Annotated in this window: 16 protein-coding genes; 8 read left to right on the plus strand and 8 right to left on the minus strand. The window is 69.4% G+C overall.

The genetic code is table 11. From position 1 onward, the window contains the following. Positions 1-124: 124 nt before the first annotated feature. Positions 125-586 (minus strand): MerR family transcriptional regulator, encoded by a 462-nt coding sequence (locus tag ACWIGM_RS13715; RefSeq protein WP_454026472.1) that lies wholly within the window; start codon positions 584-586, stop codon positions 125-127. A gap of 354 nt (positions 587-940) precedes the next feature. Between ACWIGM_RS13715 and ACWIGM_RS13720 the strand changes: the two genes are divergently transcribed. From ACWIGM_RS13720 to ACWIGM_RS13730, 3 genes are all read left to right on the plus strand, one after another. Further along, positions 941-4,354, plus strand: coding sequence for an SEL1-like repeat protein (locus tag ACWIGM_RS13720; protein ID WP_454026473.1), 3,414 nt, complete (start codon positions 941-943; stop codon positions 4,352-4,354). A gap of 243 nt (positions 4,355-4,597) precedes the next feature. Next, a complete protein-coding gene (locus tag ACWIGM_RS13725; protein WP_454026474.1) occupies positions 4,598-5,530 on the plus strand; it encodes a sulfite exporter TauE/SafE family protein in 933 nt (310 codons plus the stop codon). Beyond that, positions 5,527-6,297, plus strand: a complete 771-nt coding sequence (locus ACWIGM_RS13730) for a TIGR02186 family protein (protein ID WP_454026475.1) — start codon at positions 5,527-5,529, stop codon at positions 6,295-6,297. The genes ACWIGM_RS13725 and ACWIGM_RS13730 overlap by 4 nt, the downstream gene beginning before the upstream one ends. 59 nt (positions 6,298-6,356) lie before the next feature. On the opposite strand, the gene ACWIGM_RS13735 is transcribed toward ACWIGM_RS13730, so the two are convergent. Together ACWIGM_RS13735 and mobB are read right to left on the minus strand one after the other, a co-directional pair. Further along, on the minus strand, positions 6,357-7,610 hold the full coding sequence (locus ACWIGM_RS13735) for a molybdopterin molybdotransferase MoeA (protein ID WP_454026476.1): 1,254 nt from the start codon (positions 7,608-7,610) through the stop codon (positions 6,357-6,359). Between the two features lie 2 nt (positions 7,611-7,612). Beyond that, positions 7,613-8,143 carry a molybdopterin-guanine dinucleotide biosynthesis protein B gene (gene mobB, locus ACWIGM_RS13740; RefSeq protein ID WP_454026477.1) on the minus strand — a complete coding sequence of 177 codons (531 nt, stop codon included), beginning with the start codon at positions 8,141-8,143 and terminating at the stop codon, positions 7,613-7,615. A gap of 165 nt (positions 8,144-8,308) precedes the next feature. Between mobB and ACWIGM_RS13745 the strand changes: the two genes are divergently transcribed. Then, positions 8,309-8,551 (plus strand): sulfurtransferase TusA family protein, encoded by a 243-nt coding sequence (locus ACWIGM_RS13745; RefSeq protein WP_454026478.1) that lies wholly within the window; start codon positions 8,309-8,311, stop codon positions 8,549-8,551. 27 nt (positions 8,552-8,578) lie between these two features. Next, complete coding sequence (locus tag ACWIGM_RS13750) at positions 8,579-9,709, plus strand: Mrp/NBP35 family ATP-binding protein (RefSeq protein ID WP_454026479.1); 1,131 nt, start codon at positions 8,579-8,581, stop codon at positions 9,707-9,709. A 16-nt stretch (positions 9,710-9,725) separates the two neighbouring features. Here ACWIGM_RS13750 and ACWIGM_RS13755 read toward each other — a convergent pair whose 3' ends face one another. Continuing rightward, positions 9,726-10,214, minus strand: coding sequence for a VOC family protein (locus ACWIGM_RS13755; protein WP_454026480.1), 489 nt, complete (start codon positions 10,212-10,214; stop codon positions 9,726-9,728). Between the two features lie 160 nt (positions 10,215-10,374). Between ACWIGM_RS13755 and ACWIGM_RS13760 the strand changes: the two genes are divergently transcribed. Continuing rightward, the gene (locus ACWIGM_RS13760; protein ID WP_454026481.1) at positions 10,375-10,776 is read left to right on the plus strand and encodes an SRPBCC family protein; all 402 of its coding nucleotides are present in this window, start codon (positions 10,375-10,377) and stop codon (positions 10,774-10,776) included. A gap of 25 nt (positions 10,777-10,801) precedes the next feature. Here the strand turns inward: ACWIGM_RS13760 and mobA are convergent, their stop codons facing one another. Both mobA and ACWIGM_RS13770 read right to left on the minus strand, forming a co-directional pair. Further along, positions 10,802-11,431: a molybdenum cofactor guanylyltransferase MobA gene (gene mobA, locus ACWIGM_RS13765; RefSeq protein WP_454026482.1), complete on the minus strand. Its 630-nt coding sequence runs from the start codon at positions 11,429-11,431 to the stop codon at positions 10,802-10,804. A gap of 54 nt (positions 11,432-11,485) precedes the next feature. Further along, positions 11,486-12,004 (minus strand): DUF2478 domain-containing protein, encoded by a 519-nt coding sequence (locus ACWIGM_RS13770; protein WP_454026483.1) that lies wholly within the window; start codon positions 12,002-12,004, stop codon positions 11,486-11,488. Between the two features lie 179 nt (positions 12,005-12,183). On the opposite strand from ACWIGM_RS13770, the gene ACWIGM_RS13775 reads away from it, so the two are divergent. Together ACWIGM_RS13775 and ACWIGM_RS13780 are read left to right on the plus strand one after the other, a co-directional pair. Next, positions 12,184-13,437, plus strand: coding sequence for a peptide ABC transporter permease (locus ACWIGM_RS13775; RefSeq protein WP_454026484.1), 1,254 nt, complete (start codon positions 12,184-12,186; stop codon positions 13,435-13,437). Positions 13,438-13,510: 73 nt separating this feature from the next. After that, complete coding sequence (locus tag ACWIGM_RS13780) at positions 13,511-13,735, plus strand: hypothetical protein (RefSeq protein WP_454026485.1); 225 nt, start codon at positions 13,511-13,513, stop codon at positions 13,733-13,735. Between the two features lie 9 nt (positions 13,736-13,744). Here ACWIGM_RS13780 and ACWIGM_RS13785 read toward each other — a convergent pair whose 3' ends face one another. Both ACWIGM_RS13785 and ACWIGM_RS13790 read right to left on the minus strand, forming a co-directional pair. Beyond that, positions 13,745-14,737 carry an ABC transporter ATP-binding protein gene (locus ACWIGM_RS13785; protein ID WP_454026486.1) on the minus strand — a complete coding sequence of 331 codons (993 nt, stop codon included), beginning with the start codon at positions 14,735-14,737 and terminating at the stop codon, positions 13,745-13,747. After that, a complete protein-coding gene (locus tag ACWIGM_RS13790; RefSeq protein WP_454026487.1) occupies positions 14,734-15,735 on the minus strand; it encodes an ABC transporter ATP-binding protein in 1,002 nt (333 codons plus the stop codon). The genes ACWIGM_RS13785 and ACWIGM_RS13790 overlap by 4 nt, the downstream gene beginning before the upstream one ends. Positions 15,736-15,739 lie beyond the last annotated feature (4 nt).

The raw sequence follows: 15,739 nt of genomic DNA on the forward strand, positions 1-15,739 counted from the left end.
TCCAGACAGCGCTTTCCGCAAGATTGACGCGAGCGGCGATGCGCTTGCAAACGAAAAATGCCCCGAACCGGTCAGGGTTCGGGGCATCGTGATCGTGGTGGATGGTCGCTGATGCGGCCGATGCTCAAGCGTCGAGGCGCGCCAGGGTCGCTTCGAGTTCGGCGATGGCGGCCTCGATCTCGCTGCGCTGGTTGCGCAGCAATTCGAGCTGCTCGGCGATCTGACCGCGGCTCAGCTGCAGGCCGCCGACCGAGGCGGACGGCTCCTTGCCCTTGATCTCCTTGCCTTCCTCATTGGCGAGCATGGCGCGGATCTCGACCAGGGTGAAGCCGAGCTGCTTGCCCTTGAGAATGAGGGCCAGGCGAGCGCGGTCGCGTCCGGAATAGATCCGGGTCAGCCCGGAGCGAGCGGGCGCCAGCAGGCCGCGCGATTCATAGAAGCGCAAGGTGCGCAGGGTGACGCCGAATTCGCGGGCGAGATCGCTGATGGTGAAGCCACCGGTTTCGGCATCGTTCGTTGTCTGGGGAGAGGCAGTGCGGCCGTCGTAATTGGGCGTGGCCGCCAGAGCTGAGCTTTGGCGCGACATGTTTGGTCCTTGCAGGTTGCGGAGCGGGGCATCTGTCCCTTCGGAATGCGCCCCAGCGTTGCCGGCAATGTAGGCTTAGCGGCTCCCTTACGTCACCTCCCTCGCCCTGAGGTGGGGGTAAGTTACCGTTATACCCGGCCCTCCCAGCCTGCTCCGCATGCGTTGCCGAAAAATTAACGCCCGCCCTGCCGATCTTAACGCTCTGTTTACCGTGAAGGCGAAAAGTCTGTGCCGCGATCTCCAGCCTCGTTCGCATCAACCCGATGTTCATGATTGCCAGGATCGCAGGACGCCGCCGCGTGAGGGGGCAGCGGATGTCCTTGGCCAAGACCTGCCCCTCGAGGCGAACGTAACATGGCGACCAGCCTGCCCTGGAGCGTCAAAGGCGTCGACCCGCGCACACGCGACGCGGCGAAGGCTGCGGCTCGCCGGGCCGGCATGACGCTTGGCGAGTGGCTCGACAGCAAGATTCGGGAAGAAGCCGGCGAACCCGTCGCCGCCGCGAACGATGCCGAAGAGCAGGACATCATTGCGCTGTCGGAACGCCTGGCCCGTCTCTCCCAGGGCGGGATGCAGACCGCCGCCGCGCCCCGCACGGCAGCTCCCGCGCCGGACATGGCGCGCGAGCGCATGGACGCATTCATCACCCAGGCGGCGATGGCCGAGCGCCTGACCCGGGACAGCAACGCAAGGACGGCGAGCGCGCTCGATTCGATCGCCAAATGGATGGAGCGCACCGAGAGCCGCCTGTCGCAGGGCGAGCGGGTCACGGCGGAGCGGCAGGAGCGTGCCACCTCGGTGATCGCCGATTCCATCAAGGCGATGGGCGAGCGCCTGCACAGCATCGAGCGCCGCGCAACAGAGGCCGACCACCGCCCCGTGGCGCAGCCGGCGCGCCCGGCGCTCAGCCGCGACGGCCTTGCCGCCGCCATTTCCGACATCCGCTCGCGCCAGCGCGCCCTCGACGGCGCCGCCGGGGCCACCGCCTTCGAGCGGCCGGCGCCTGCCTCGTCGCTCGCCAGCCTGCGCGATGACCTGCGTCAGCTCGGCGAGCGGATCGCCCCCGCGGCGCAGCCTGCGCTGCACGCCGAGGATCCGCGCAGCGCCTACCGGCCGCTGGAGCGGGCGATCGGCGAGCTCGGCTCCCGGCTCGACCGCTTCGACGGGCGCGACCGTCTCGACCCCGTCCTCAAGCCGCTGGCCCGCATCGAGGCCGAGATCGGCCGCCTGGCCGAGACGCGTCCGAACGAAAGCTACAACCGCTTCGAGCTGGAGATCGCGCATCTCGCCGCCAAGGTCGACGCGCTCGCCACACGCGGCAGCGACCGCCAGGCGCTCGCGCCAATCCTGCGCGAGATCGCCGAGCTGCGCGACGTGGTCTCGACGACCGATGGCCGCCGGTTCGACGATCTCTCGCTGCAGCTCAATGCGCTGACCTCCGATGTCGGGCGCCTGCGCGACGACACGCGCGATCTGCATGGCCTGTCGCTGGCGATCGAGGACGTCCGCGAGACCTTGCATGCCGACCGCCTGCATGAGCGCGCCGGCGACAGCGGGCCGCTGCTGGCCCTGTCGCGTCAGGTCGAATCGCTCGCCCAGAAGATCGATTCCCTGCCGGCGATGAAATCCTCGGTCATCGACGGACAGGTCGACCAGCTGATCGCCCGCCTCGGCGAGATCGACGCCAGCGGCCGCCCGGTCTCCAACGAGCTGGCGGACCGCATCGAAGCCCTGGTGATCAAGCTCGAGCAGGTCGGGGAGAAGCCGCCGAGCCGGCTCGAGGAGCGGATCGAGACGCTGGCCAGCCGCGTCGAGCAGCTGACCGCGTCCAGCACGCTCGCCCAGATGGTCGACGATGGCGGAGCGCCGCTCGCCCGGGTCGATATGCGGCCGGTCGAGGACATGCTGCGCGGCCTGGCGGCCAAGATCGACGAAGCCGGTCGGCCGGGTGCCGGCTCGGATTCGTTCGACGCGCTGGAGCAGCAGATCGCCGGCCTGACACAGCGGCTCGACCAGCAGGCCGCGACGCGCACCGCCGAGCATGGCATCGAGCGGACGCTGCAGGACCTCGTCGTCCATCTGCAGGGCATGCGCGAGGACACCAGCGCAGTGGCCGAACGTGCGGCGCGCGCCGCCATGGCTGATCTGGCGCCGCGCGGCGCGAGCCTCTCCGAGCTCAGCGACCTGATGACCGGCCTGCGCGAGACCCATGTCTCGGCCGGGCGCGAGACCCAGGATGCGATCGGCGCCGTGCACCGGACGCTGGAGACCATCATCGGCCGCCTCGGCGACCTCGAAGCCGAGCTCGGTGTCGACCGCGACCGGCGCAGCAGCACACCGGCGCCGCGGCCTCAGGTACACGCTCCGGCCGAGGATGCCAGGGCCCCCGCCTTGGCCGCCCCGATGATGGCCGAGCGTTTTGCCGCCGAGCCGCGGCTGCCCCGGACCAGCGGGCTCGACCTGCCGCTGGAGCCAGGCTCCGGCCGCCCGCGCCCCGATGCGCCGGCGCCGCAAGGCAACGATCCCCAGGCGGTGCGCCAGAGCCTGATCGCCGCGGCGCGGCGCTCGGCCAAGGCCGCCAGCGAGGCTGCGGCTGCCGGCGGCCCGGCGGGCGCAGCGGAACCGGCCAAGTCCGGCAAGGCCGGCAAGGCGGCCTCCGGCGGCGGGCGCCTCAAGGAGATCCTCGAGAAGCGCCGTCGGCCGCTGCTGCTCGGCCTGGCTGCATTGGTGCTTGCAATCGGCGCCGCTCAGGTCTTCTCCGGTGGCCAGCAGGGCGCCAAGAAGCAAGTCGCGAACGAGAGCATGCAGTCGGCCCCCGTCAAGCCCGCTCCGGCCGAGACGCCTGCCGTCCAGCCGGCGCCGCAGAGCGCTCCGGCGGAGCCCACGACACCACCGGCGAAGGACCAGAACTCCGCCCTGCCGCCGCTGCAGATCGGCACGACGCCGGCACGGGCCGCGGCGATAGCTCCCGCACCGGAGGGACCTGCGAGCGTTGCCGAAACGCCGGCGGCGGCCGTGCCTTCGATGGTCGCCGCACTGCCGCTGCAGAGCCCGACTGAAGCCGTCGAGACCGTCACCGGCATCGGCGACCTGCCGTCGGCTGTCGGCAGCGCCGGCCTGCGCAAGGCAGCGCTCTCCGGCGATGCGCGCGCCGTCTACCAGCTCGCCGCCCAGGCGGCCGACGGGCCGACCAATCGCGACCCCAAGCTGGCGCTGCGCCTGTTCGAGCGCGCGGCCGTCGCCGGCCTGACGCCTGCGCAGTTCCGGCTCGGCAACATGTTCGAGAAGGGCATCGGCACCAATCGCGACCCGTCGCTCGCCAAAGTCTGGTACGGGCGCGCCGCCGAGCGCGGCAACGCCAAGGCGATGCACAATCTTGCAGTGCTCTACGCCGAAGGCGCCGGCGGCAAGCCGGATTACGCCACGGCGACCGACTGGTTCCGCCGCGCCGCCGAGCATGGCGTGCGCGACAGCCAGTACAACCTCGCCATCCTGCTCGGCCGTGGCCTCGGCGCCCCGGCCGATCTCGGCCAGTCCTATCGCTGGTTCGCTATCGCCGCCGCGCAGGGCGACGAGGATGCCGGGCGCAAGCGCGACGAAGTGGCGGGCCGGCTCTCCGCCAGCGACCTCGCAGCAGCCAAGGCGGCCGCCGAGAGCTGGAAGCCGAAGCCGCTCGAGGCGAGCGCCAACGAGGTCATGCCGCCGGCAAAGGGCTGGGACGAACAGCCGGTCGCGGCAAAGAAGCCGGCAAAGCCCGGCCGCGGCTGAGTCTCGGGGGGCCTCTCACGCAAGGCAGGCCCCCGAGAACGCCCCAGAACTGCACAAATTGAAAAGGTTTCCGCCGTAGTGTCGCCGCTACGGCGCGTTTTTCGTTCGACCTGAATCGGGCGACGGCAAGAATTTCGCGCCGGCCCGCCATGCCGGGCATGTTCTCGTCGCAAAAGTGGTATCCACTTCTGCGGCATATGCCGGGCATGGGGAAGGCGACGGCGGCCGACAGGGTTTGGAAGAGTGCAGATCTATCTCCCGATCGCGGAACTGCCGATCAGCATTTTCCTCGTCCTTGGTCTCAGCGGCGCGGTCGGCTTCATCTCGGGCCTGTTCGGCGTCGGTGGCGGGTTCCTGCTGACACCGCTGCTGATCTTCCTCGACATCCCGCCTGCCGTCGCGGTCGCGACCGTCGCAGCCCAGGTCGCCGGCTCGTCGATGACCGGCGTGCTGAGCTATTGGCGGCGCAACGCGCTCGACTTCAAGCTCGGCGGCATTCTGGTTTCGGGCGGCATATTCGGCACGATCATGGGCGTGCTGTTCTTCAACTCGATGCGGCGCCTGGGCCAGCTCGAGCTGGTCATCACCCTGTCCTATGTCACGCTCTTCACCTTGATCGGCGGGCTGATGCTGTTCGACGCGGTGCGCGCCGCGATGCGCGACCGGGCCGGCAAGCCGGTCCGGCTGCGGCGCGAGGCCGGCTCGCATCCGCCCTGGATGGGCCTGCCGTTGCGGATGCGCTTTCCGCGCTCGCAGCTCTATGCCAGCGTGATCCCGATTGCGGGCCTCGCCGTCATCATCGGCTTCATCGGGGCGGTGCTCGGCGTCGGCGGCGGCTTCATGCTCGTGCCGGCGCTGATCTATTTCTTCCGGATTCCGCCGGCAGTGGTAGTCGGCACCTCGCTGTTCCAGATCCTGGTCACCATGACCGGCGCGACGGTCCTGCATGCCGTCACCAACCAGTCGGTCGACATCATCCTCGCCATGCTGCTGCTGGTCGGCGGCGTCATCGGCGCGCAGTTCGGCGGCCGGGCCGCCCGCAACCTCAACGTCTCGTCGTTCCGCCTGCTGCTGGCCCTGCTGATCCTGTCGGTCGGCCTGCGCTTCGCAGTCGAGCTCTTCCTGCCGCCGAACGAGCCCTATTCGGTGGTCGTGCCGGAAGGAGCGCAGCGATGAGACGGACGGCGCTCGCCCTGGCGACGGCCTTCCTTGCGGCGCTCGCCAGCCTGCCGGCGGCGGCCGAGACGCTGATCGCGGCGCTGTCGACGCATCGGATCGCGATCGCCTCCAACTTCACCGGCGACCAGCTCGCCGTCTTCGGCCTGGTCGAGCGCGACGGGCGCTCGGTGGCGCGCGCCGATCCCTTCGACATCGTCGTCACGGTCCGCGGGCCGCAGCGCATGCTGATCGTGCGTGAAAAGGAGCGCGTCGGCCCGATCTGGATCAATCGCAACCAGCGCCGCTTCCCGGACCGCTCGATCTATCTCTCGGTCGCGACCAACCGGCCGATCAAGGAGATCCTCTCCGAGGAGGCGGCGCGACGCGACCGGATCGGCCTCGCCAATGCGCAGCGCTCGCAGGCCGGCTTCGATTTCGACTTCGATGTCGGCCGCTTCCGCGAAGCCCTGATCCGGACCCTCCAGGGCAAGCAGCTCTATACGCTCGACGAGCGCGGGGTCACCTTCCTGTCGCCGGCCCTGTTCAGCTCGCAGATCAAGATCCCGGCGACGGCACCGACGGGCCCTTACGAGGTCGAGGTGCTGCTCTATGCCGGCGGCTCGGTGCTGGCGCGCCAGACCACCAATTTCGAGGTGGTGAAGACCGGCGCGGAGCAGCGCATGACCTCTGCAGCGCATGAGCGGCCGCTCCTCTACGGGCTGGCGACGGTTGCGGTGGCGCTGCTGCTGGGCTGGCTGGCGACGGTGATCTTCCGGCGCGACTGAGCCCTGGATTGCACATCGGATTGCGTCGAAAAGTGGAACCCACTTTTCGGCCCGATGCTTCAGCCCGTCAGCATCTGGTAGCCAAGGAACGGCGCGATCGTGCCTTCGGCGATGCTCGTCAGGTCGTCGGCGAGCTCGACCAGCCCATCGGTCTCGGTCAGCGAGGTCAGCATGCCGACGCCGTCGCGTGGGTGCTTTCGCGCCACCGCGATGCCGTCCGGGCCCGGGGTCAGCGCGACACGGACATATTCGCGCCGGCCGGCTTTCTTCTCGTAGGAAAAGCCGAGCCTGACCGGCAGGCCACGCAGCGCTTCCGGCGTCGTGCCCGAGAGCAAGGCGATCACCGTGCGGGCAACGAAGGCGAAGGTGACGAAGACCGCGACCGGGTTGCCAGGCAGGCCGATGAAGGGCGTGCCGGCCACGAGGCCCATCGCCACCGGCCGGCCCGGCTTGATCGCGACGCGCCAGAAGGCGAGCTCGCCGGCACGCGCCACCGCCGTCTTGACGTGGTCCTCCTCGCCGATTGAGACGCCGCCGGAGGTCAGGATCAGGTCGCAGCCCGCCGCAGCCTCGCGCAGGCGCCCGGCGAGGCTCTCCGGCTCGTCGCGCAGGATGCCGAGATCGATGACCTCCGCGCCGGCGCGACTTGCCAGCGCGCGCAACAGGCTGCGATTGGCGTCATAGATGCCGGCCGGCGACAGGGCCGCTCCCGGCTCGCTGAGTTCGTCGCCGGTCGAGAAGATCGCGACCCGCACGCGGCGACGCACCGCCACATCGGAGAGGCCAAGCGCTGCGAGCAGCGCCAGCTCCTGCGGGCGCAGCCTGCGGCCCGCGACGAGCGCGATGCGGCCGCGCGACACATCCTCGCCAGCCGACCGCGCATTGGCACCGCGCTTCAGTCCGGTCGGCAGCACGACGGTGTCGCCCTCCAGCGCGACGTCCTCCTGCATGAAGACCGTATCGGCGCCGGCCGGCAGCGGCGCACCGGTGAAGACGCGCACCGCCCTCCCCTCCGTTGCAACGCCAGTCGCGTCAGTGCCGGCCGCGATGCGGCCGGAGAGCGGCAGGCGCGTCTCCGCTGCAGCCGCCAGATCGGCGAAGCGGACCGCGTAGCCGTCGACGGCGGAGTTGGCGAAGGGCGGCAGGTCGACCGGCGCGACCACATCCTGCGCGAGCACGCGTCCGTCAGCCTGCGCGAGCGGGACGAGCTCGGTACCGGCCACGGCGGCGATGCGCTGGGCGGCGCGCTCGGCCGCCTGCTCGATCGTCAGCACCGGCCCGAAAGCCTCGGCATCCGCGCTGAGCTGCGCCATCGTCAGAGCTTCCCTTCCACTCGCGCCAGGACCGCGTCGAGCGGCTGCGCGTTGGCGAAGAGACAATCGGCGATGGCCGACACGTCGTCGAGCCCAATCACTGGACGACGGGCATCCGGAAAGGCGATGTCGCTGGCGATCGCGACGATGCTGGGATCCTCCGGATGCAGGGGTGGCTTGTCGTTGGCGGCGCGATAGACCTCGAGCTTGGCGTGCGGGTCGCGCTTGAAGCCCTCGACGATGACGAGATCGACCGGCGACAGCCGCACCAATAGCTCGGGCAGCTGAAGCTCCGGCTCATCGCGGAGCTCGTGCAGCAGCGCCCAGCGTTTGGCCGAAGAGATCAGCACTTCGGAGGCGCCGGCCTGACGATGCGCCCAGGAATCCTTGCCAGGCGTGTCGAGATCGAAGGCGTGATGGGCGTGCTTGATCGTCGAGACCCTGACGCCGCGGCGGTTGAACTCGGGGACCAGCCTGGTCAGCAGGGTCGTCTTGCCGGCTCCGCTCCAGCCCGCCAGTCCGATCACGCGCATCGCCAAGGATATCCTGAAAAGACAAAGCCGAGCGCATGCTGCGCCCGGCTGTCATCAGGCAAATCGGTTCGGGCGGTCAAGCTCACCGATCTTGCAGTGCCCTGCGCAGGCTCGCATCGCAATCTCCGGTGCAGCGGCTGTTGCCGCTGCGCGAAAAGCCATCATATGACACGCGAGATGATTTCGATCCCGCTCGACCTGCGCGGCCTCAAATGCCCGCACCCGGCCCTGCGCGTGCGCAAGGCGCTTCTCGGCGCCGCGCCGGGCACGCTCCTCGTCGTCGAGTGCACTGATCCGATGGCAGCCATCGACATCCCCCATCTCGTGCGGGAGAGCAGCGCTCTGCTCGAGCACAGCAGCGCCGACGGCCGTCTCCTGACCTTCCACATCCGCAAGGCCGCGGCCTAGCACCACGCCAGCAACGGAGCCCAGATCGTGGCCCTTTCGCAAAACGACATCCTGCGCGCGCTCGAACTGGTGAAGCTGCCGGCGAGCGGGCAATCGCTGGCGGCATCCGGCCGCATCGGCGACATCCTGATCGACGGCGGCAAGGTGATCTTCGCGATCGGCATCGACGCCACCGAAGCCGGTGCGATGGAGCCGGTGCGCAAGGCGGCCGAAAGCGCGGTCGGCGGCATCCCCGGCGTGACACAGGTGCTGGTCGGCCTCACCGCCGACAAGGCGCCGGGGCGCGCGCCCTCGCAGGCGGCCGAGGCGCGCCGGCAGGCGCACGGCCAGCCCGGCCCGGGCGGGCCGGTGCCGAAGGCGGCCGGCATTCCCGGCGTCAAGCAGATCATCGCGGTGGCGAGCGGCAAGGGCGGCGTCGGCAAGTCGACCACCACGGCCAATCTCGCCGTCGGCCTGGCCACGCTCGGCCTCAAGGTCGGCGTGCTCGACGCCGACATCTATGGCCCGTCCGTGCCGAAGATCTTTGGCATCACCGGCAAGCCGCGGCTGGTCTCGGGCCGCACGCTGGCGCCGATGGAGGCCTATGGCCTCAAGATCATGTCGATCGGCTTCCTGATCGACGAGGAGACGCCAATGATCTGGCGCGGGCCGATGGTGATCTCGGCGATCACCCAGATGCTGCGCGAGGTCGCCTGGGGTGAGCTCGACGTGCTGGTGGTCGACATGCCACCCGGCACCGGCGACGCCCAGCTCACCATGGCCCAGCAAACGCCGCTCGCCGGCGCGGTGATCGTCTCGACGCCGCAGGACCTCGCTTTGCTCGACGCCCGCCGCGGCGTCGCCATGTTCAAGAAGGTGGAGGTGCCGATCCTCGGCATCGTCGAGAACATGAGCTATTTCATCTGCCCGGAATGCGGCCACCGCTCCGACATCTTCGCCCATGGCGGCGCCCGGCACGAGGCGGAACGGCTCCATGTGCCCTTCCTCGGCGAGATCCCGCTCGCCATGCCGATCCGCGAAACCTCCGATGGCGGCCGCCCGATCGTGGCGAGCGACCCGGACAGCGCCCACGCCAAGGCCTATGTCGCCCTGGCGCGGCAGGTGAAGGCCGGCCTTTCCGGACCGGCCCGGGCGGCGCCGCGGATCGTGATCGAATAGGGTCGGGCAGCCCGCCCTATCGCTGGAGATGGATGCCGGTCGAGCGATCGGCCTGCGCCGCGAGCTGATCGGCGGACACTTTCTCCGTTTCCGCCTGCCGCTCGGCCAGCATCCAGATATGCCCGAACGGATCGAACAGCGAGGCAACCCGCCGCCCTTCGACATCGGTCTGGACGCGGTCGCGCAGGGCGGCGCCCGCTACGATCGCCTGGGCGAAACAGGCCTCGAGATCAGGGACGGTCAGCAGGATCGTCATGCTGACCGCGCCAGCGGCCTTGGGGAAGAAGGGACCGCCATAGGACGGCTCTTCCTCGCGGCGCGGATTGGAACCGGCAACGGAGACACGCGTTCCGCCGATGAGCATCTCGATCCCGGCGAGATCGCCGTCGATCCTGTATGTCTTGAGCTGCCGTGCCTCGAAGGCCTCGCTGTAGAAGTCCGCGGCCTCCTGCTCACGCCCGTGCTGCACGAAAATCGCCAGGCCCAAGCCGATGGTCTGCTTCATGTCGAATCTCCTGATCCGTCGCCGCTGGGAAAGAGCCTCGCGAAGCCGGCGGATTCTTGATCGATCCGCGGCGAGCTCGCGCACAGCTCATCACCGATGCGCGATGACAGATGATTTTGTTCATGTTATGTTCTGTCCAGAAAATTCATGGAGAGCAACCATGCCCGTCCTGCCAGCGCGCCATATCAGCATCGCGATCAACCGGCCGATCGAGGAGGTCTACGGCTTTCTCGCCGAGCCCACGAACTTCCAGAAATGGGCGGAAGGGCTGGGCGGCGAGTTCAGCCATGTCGAGGGCATGACCTATCGCGTGAAGACGCCGATGGGGCCGATGCGCGTGCTGTTCAGCGAACCCAATCGCTACGGCGTCCTCGATCACGCCGTCATTCCCGACAGCGGCGCGCCGATGCACAATCCGATGCGGGCGCTCGCGAACGGCAGCGGCAGCGAGGTGGTGTTCACACTGTTCAGGCGCCCGGAGATGACGGATGACGACTTCGCCCGCGACGCCGAATGGGTCGCTGCCGATCTGTCCCGCCTGAAAGCCCTGCTGGAGGCCTGAGGCGGAGGAGCGAGCCGGTTCAACCTCAGCGATCGCCGAGAAGCGCGTGCAGCCGCTCGGCCTCAGTGAGGTCTTCCGGCCGGTTGGCATTGAAGAAGGGATCGACCGGCGCGGTCGACCATTCGGCCGTGGCAATGCCGTGCCGGGCTGTCCAGCGCTGGACCTTGCGCTCATCCTCGACCGTAAGCGCATGACGCAGGTCGTCGCGCAGGAAGACCGGCCAGAGCCCGATGACCGGATGGGTCCAGCCGCCCGACGCCGCACAGGCGAGCGGGACATCTGCCGTGGCGCGTGCCGCATGCAGCCGTGCCACCAGATCGCGTGGGATGAAGGGTGTATCGGCGGCGACGCTGACCAGCCATTCGGCGCCCGGCCGGTTCATCGCCAGCCAGTCGAGCCCGGCAAGGATGCCGGCGAGCGGCCCGGCGAAACCCGGCACGCTATCGACGACGACGGGTAAGCCGTATTCGGCAAAGCGGGTCGGATCGTCATTGGCGCTGAGCAAAAGGCCGTCGCATTGCGGGCCGAGCCGCTCGATCACATGGGCGAGGATGGTGCGGCTGGCAATCGTCCGCAGCGGCTTGTCGCCACCGCCCATGCGGCGGGCGAGGCCACCGGCAAGGAGCAGGCCAAGGGTTGCGGGACCGGTCGCCATCACGTTCTGGCACGCCTGCGGGGACGCCTTTGACGGAGCATCAGCATGTCGACATCAGGCCGGCAGGCGCAACGCCGCCATCGCCCAATCCATCACAGCGTCGCGCTCGGGTGGCAAACGCTGCCAATCCTCGCCGGCAAAACCCGTCCAGGCGGCGAGCATGTCGTCGCGCACGGCGGTCAGCAGCGGCAATCCGGCGACGACGCCGGCAGCGATCTCGGCGCGCAGGCCCTGGCCGAGCATTTCCTGCTTGCCGAACTTGTTGACGATGACGAGGTCGACCGGCCCGGACAGCGCGCCCGAGATGGCAGCACCGGCTGCGGCGAGCCCGGCCGGATCGAGCCGGCAGCCGGCCGAGTCGGCCCCGCGATCCTCGCTGATGGGGAAGAGCTGGCCGGAGGCGAGATCCTCGAGCGCCATGCTGGCACAGCCGTTCGCGCAGTCGCCCTTGTTGTGCTGGACGACGCCGCAGAGCCGGAAGGCTTCACGCTTCAGGCCGCCCGCGACCTCCGCCATCAGGTCGTCGATGGGGAAACCCGAGGAATAGACGATCGCGGCGAGCGGAGCAGTCATCATCCCCTCATCTCACGGAACCGCTCCGGCGGCCAGTGAACTCTAAGTGTTCCAAACTGCATGAGATGCTTCGCCAGTGTTGCAGCGCACCTACAGTCGAAGCCCGCAGCGGACGCTAGGGTGGGCTGGGCTGTTCCCGGCATCCTGGCCGGGTGTGGCTCGCCGAGTTCAGCTTGCCCATGATCCGCCCGAACGCCCAGACGCCCCTCGATCCCGCAACCGACGCCGCGCTGCTCCTGCGCCGCATCGGCTTCGCGACGCTGGCGCTCGCCTTGCCGCTGGCCTCACTGGTTTCGCGCCGCGCCGCCGTGGTGCTGGTGCCGATCGGGGTCATCCTGCTGGCCATCGCCGCGCTGATCGAGGCGCCGCGCTGGTTCGCCGGCAACATCAGGACCTCGATCTTCAGCCGCGCCGGGCTCACGCTCTGGGCGCTGGTCGGCTGGGCCGTGCTCTCGCTGGTCTGGAGCCCCTATACCGGCTCGGCCACCGAGAAGGCGGCCAATCTCTTCCTTGCGGTGGCGCTGGGCTTTGCCGGAGCGGCGGCGCTGCCGGAACGGATGCGCGCCTCGAACCTCAATCTCGCGGCGCTGGGCGCCGGCTCGGCCGCGATCTTCGCGCTCGGCCTGCTGCTGACCGAGGCGCTGGGCCCGATCGACTCGCGCGCGGCCAACGCCGCCGGCAGCGTCGAGCGCGGCGTCAGCGTCGTGCTGATCATGGCCTGGCCTGCGCTCGCCTGGCTCCTGTCGCGCGAGCGCGGGCTGACGGCTCTGGGCCTGGCGCTCGCCGTCGGCCTGCTCGCCCTCTCGCGCATCGAGGATGGCGAGGCGATGGCGATGCTCTGCGGCGCGATCGCCTTCGGCGCGGTCAGCGCCAACCGCATCGTCGGCGCCAGGCTGATGGGCGGGATCATGGCCGGGCTGATGCTGCTCGCCCCACTGCTGCCCTTCCTGCTGCTGCCGTTCTTCCGGCTCTCACCGGCGGTGTTCAGCACGGTCGGCACCGGCCTCGACATCTGGGCCGACATCATCTCGAGCCGCCCGGTGCAGCTGATCACCGGCCACGGGCTCGACACGGTGCTGCGCGGGCGCACCACCGGGGCGCTGCCGCTGGAGGTGCCGACCACCATCCTGTTCGAGACCTGGTACGAGCTCGGCCTGGTCGGTGCGGCGACGGCAGCGCTCTGCCTCTATTTCGCGGTCAGCGCCGCCGGCCGGATGCCGGGCGCGCTCGCCGCCGGCGGCGTTGCAGCCTATGTCACCGCCTTCGCGCTGGCGGCGCTCGGTTTCGCCTCGTTCCAGACCTGGTGGCTGATGACGCTGACCGCGGTCGCCCTGCTGTTCACCGCGATCGCCCGCGGCCAGTACCGCACCGAGCGCCCGGTCGCCCCGCTCGGCCGGCGGCCGAAGGCGCCGAGCGTGCCCACCGGGCAGTGAGCTGACGCGGCTTTTCCCGTCCCTTGCGGAGGGCTATCATCCCGCCTCGTCCCGATCGAAAGGCGAGGCCGCGATGCTTGCCGCAGACGATCCGCTCATCCCCGATCTCGTCGAATGGGTCGCTCGCGAAGAGCGCAGCCATGCCGAGCTGATGGAGAGCTGGCGCACCTCATGCCCGCGCCTGACGGTCTGGGAGGATGCGGTCGACCGTGGCTATCTCGCGCGCCAGGGCAGCCTGATCGCCGTGACGGCGAAGGGCTGGGACCTGCTCAGTGCGAACGGTCGCCGCGCCGCCTGAGCAAGACCCTTACGCCGCTTCCCGCCCCGCATTCACCGCATGGCAGGCGACGCCGTCGATCGCCGGCGGGTTTTCGACGCGGCAGCGGTCGAAGACCATCGGGCAGCGCGGATGGAAGGTGCAGCCCGAGGGCGGATTGATCGGGTTCGGGATCTCGCCCTTCACGCCCTCGCGCGGCTTGCCGATCATGGCGAGGTCCGGCACCGCGTCGAGCAGCATCCTCGTATAGGGGTGGCGCGGCGCGGCGAAGAGCTGCTTGCCGTCGGAGACCTCGACGAGGCGGCCAAGATACATCACGCCGATCCGCGTCGCCATGTGCCGAACGACCGCGAGGTTGTGGCTGATGAAGAGATAGGTCAGCCCGAACTTCTGCTGCAGGTCGCGCATAAGGTTGAGGATCTGCGCCTGCACGGAGACGTCGAGCGCCGAGGTCGGCTCGTCGCAGACGATGAACTCGGCATTGGAGGCGAGCGCGCGGGCGATGGCGATGCGCTGGCGCTGGCCGCCGGAGAATTCGTGCGGGAACTTCTTGCCGTCGTCCGGATGCAGGCCGACCAGCGAGAGCAGCTCGCCGACGCGCCCCTCGATCGCGGCGTCGCCCTGGATCAAGTCGAAGGCGCGGATCGGCTCGGCGATGATCCGCCCGACACGCCAGCGCGGATTGAGCGAGGCGTAGGGATCCTGGAAGATCATCTGCATGCGCCGACGCAGGCGCTGGCGCTCCTGGGCCGCCTTGGCGTCGAACATCGAGACACCGTCGATCGAAACCGTGCCGCCCGACGGGTTCAGCAGGCCGACGACCATGCGCGCAACGGTCGACTTGCCCGAGCCGGATTCGCCGACCAGCGCGAAGGTCTCGCCCTTGCGGATGTCGAAGGAGACGCCGTCGACCGCCTTGAGAAACTGCTTGTCCTGGCGCTCCAGCACCCGGTTGAGCCAGGGTTTTGAGACGTCGAAGACGCGCTTGAGGTCACGGACCTGGACGAAGGCTTTGTCGCTCACGCCGCGATCTCCGTCTTGCCGGCCGGCGCCTTGGCCTTGTCATAGAGGTGGCAGGCGACCTGGTGGCCGCCGACATCGATGAGCTCCGGCCGCTCGACATGGCAGCGGGCGAACACCTTGGCGCAGCGCGGGTTGAAGGCGCAGCCCTTGGGGATATTCGAGAGCCGCGGCATCGAACCGGGGATCTGCACGAGACGCTCGGCATCGCCCTCGATCGAGGGGATCGCGCCCATCAACCCTTGCGTATAGGGGTGGAGCGGCTGCTTGATCACCTCGCGCACCGGGCCGATCTCGGCGACACGTCCGGCATACATCACCGCGACCCGGTCGGCCGTCTCGGCGATCACGCCCATATCGTGGGTGACCAGCATCACCGAGGTCCCGCGTTCCTTGCAGAGCCGCTTGATCAGGGCAATGATCTGCGCCTGCACGGAAACGTCGATCGCCGTGGTCGGCTCGTCGGCGATGATGAATTCCGGCTCGGCGCAGAGCGCGAGCGCGATGACGACGCGCTGGCGCATGCCGCCGGAGAATTCGTGCGGATAGCCGTCGATGCGCCGCTCGGGCGCGGGGATGCCGACCTCGTCGAGCAAGGCGATGGCGCGCTTGCGGGCGTCGGCGGCGTTGAGATCGGTGTGGGTCTGGATCGTCTCGATCAATTGCTCGCCGACCCGGTAGAGCGGGTTGAGGCTGGTCAGCGGATCCTGGAAGATCATGCCGATGCGCTTGCCGCGGACGCGGCGCATCTGCTCCGGCGGGAGATGGTCGACGCGCTCACCGGAGAGCACGACCTTGCCGTCGGCGATGCGGCCGGGCGGATCGATTAGGCCGATGATGGCCGAGCCGGTCACCGACTTGCCGGCGCCTGACTCGCCGACGACGCCGAGCACCTCGCCGCGGGCGATGTCGAAGGAGATCTTGTCAAGCGCGCGCAGCGTGCCGCGGCGCGTGACGAACTCGACGGTGAGATCCTGGACGGAGAGGACGGTCTCGGTCATCGGC

This window comes from Allobosea sp. NPDC055332 (assembly GCF_053645455.1).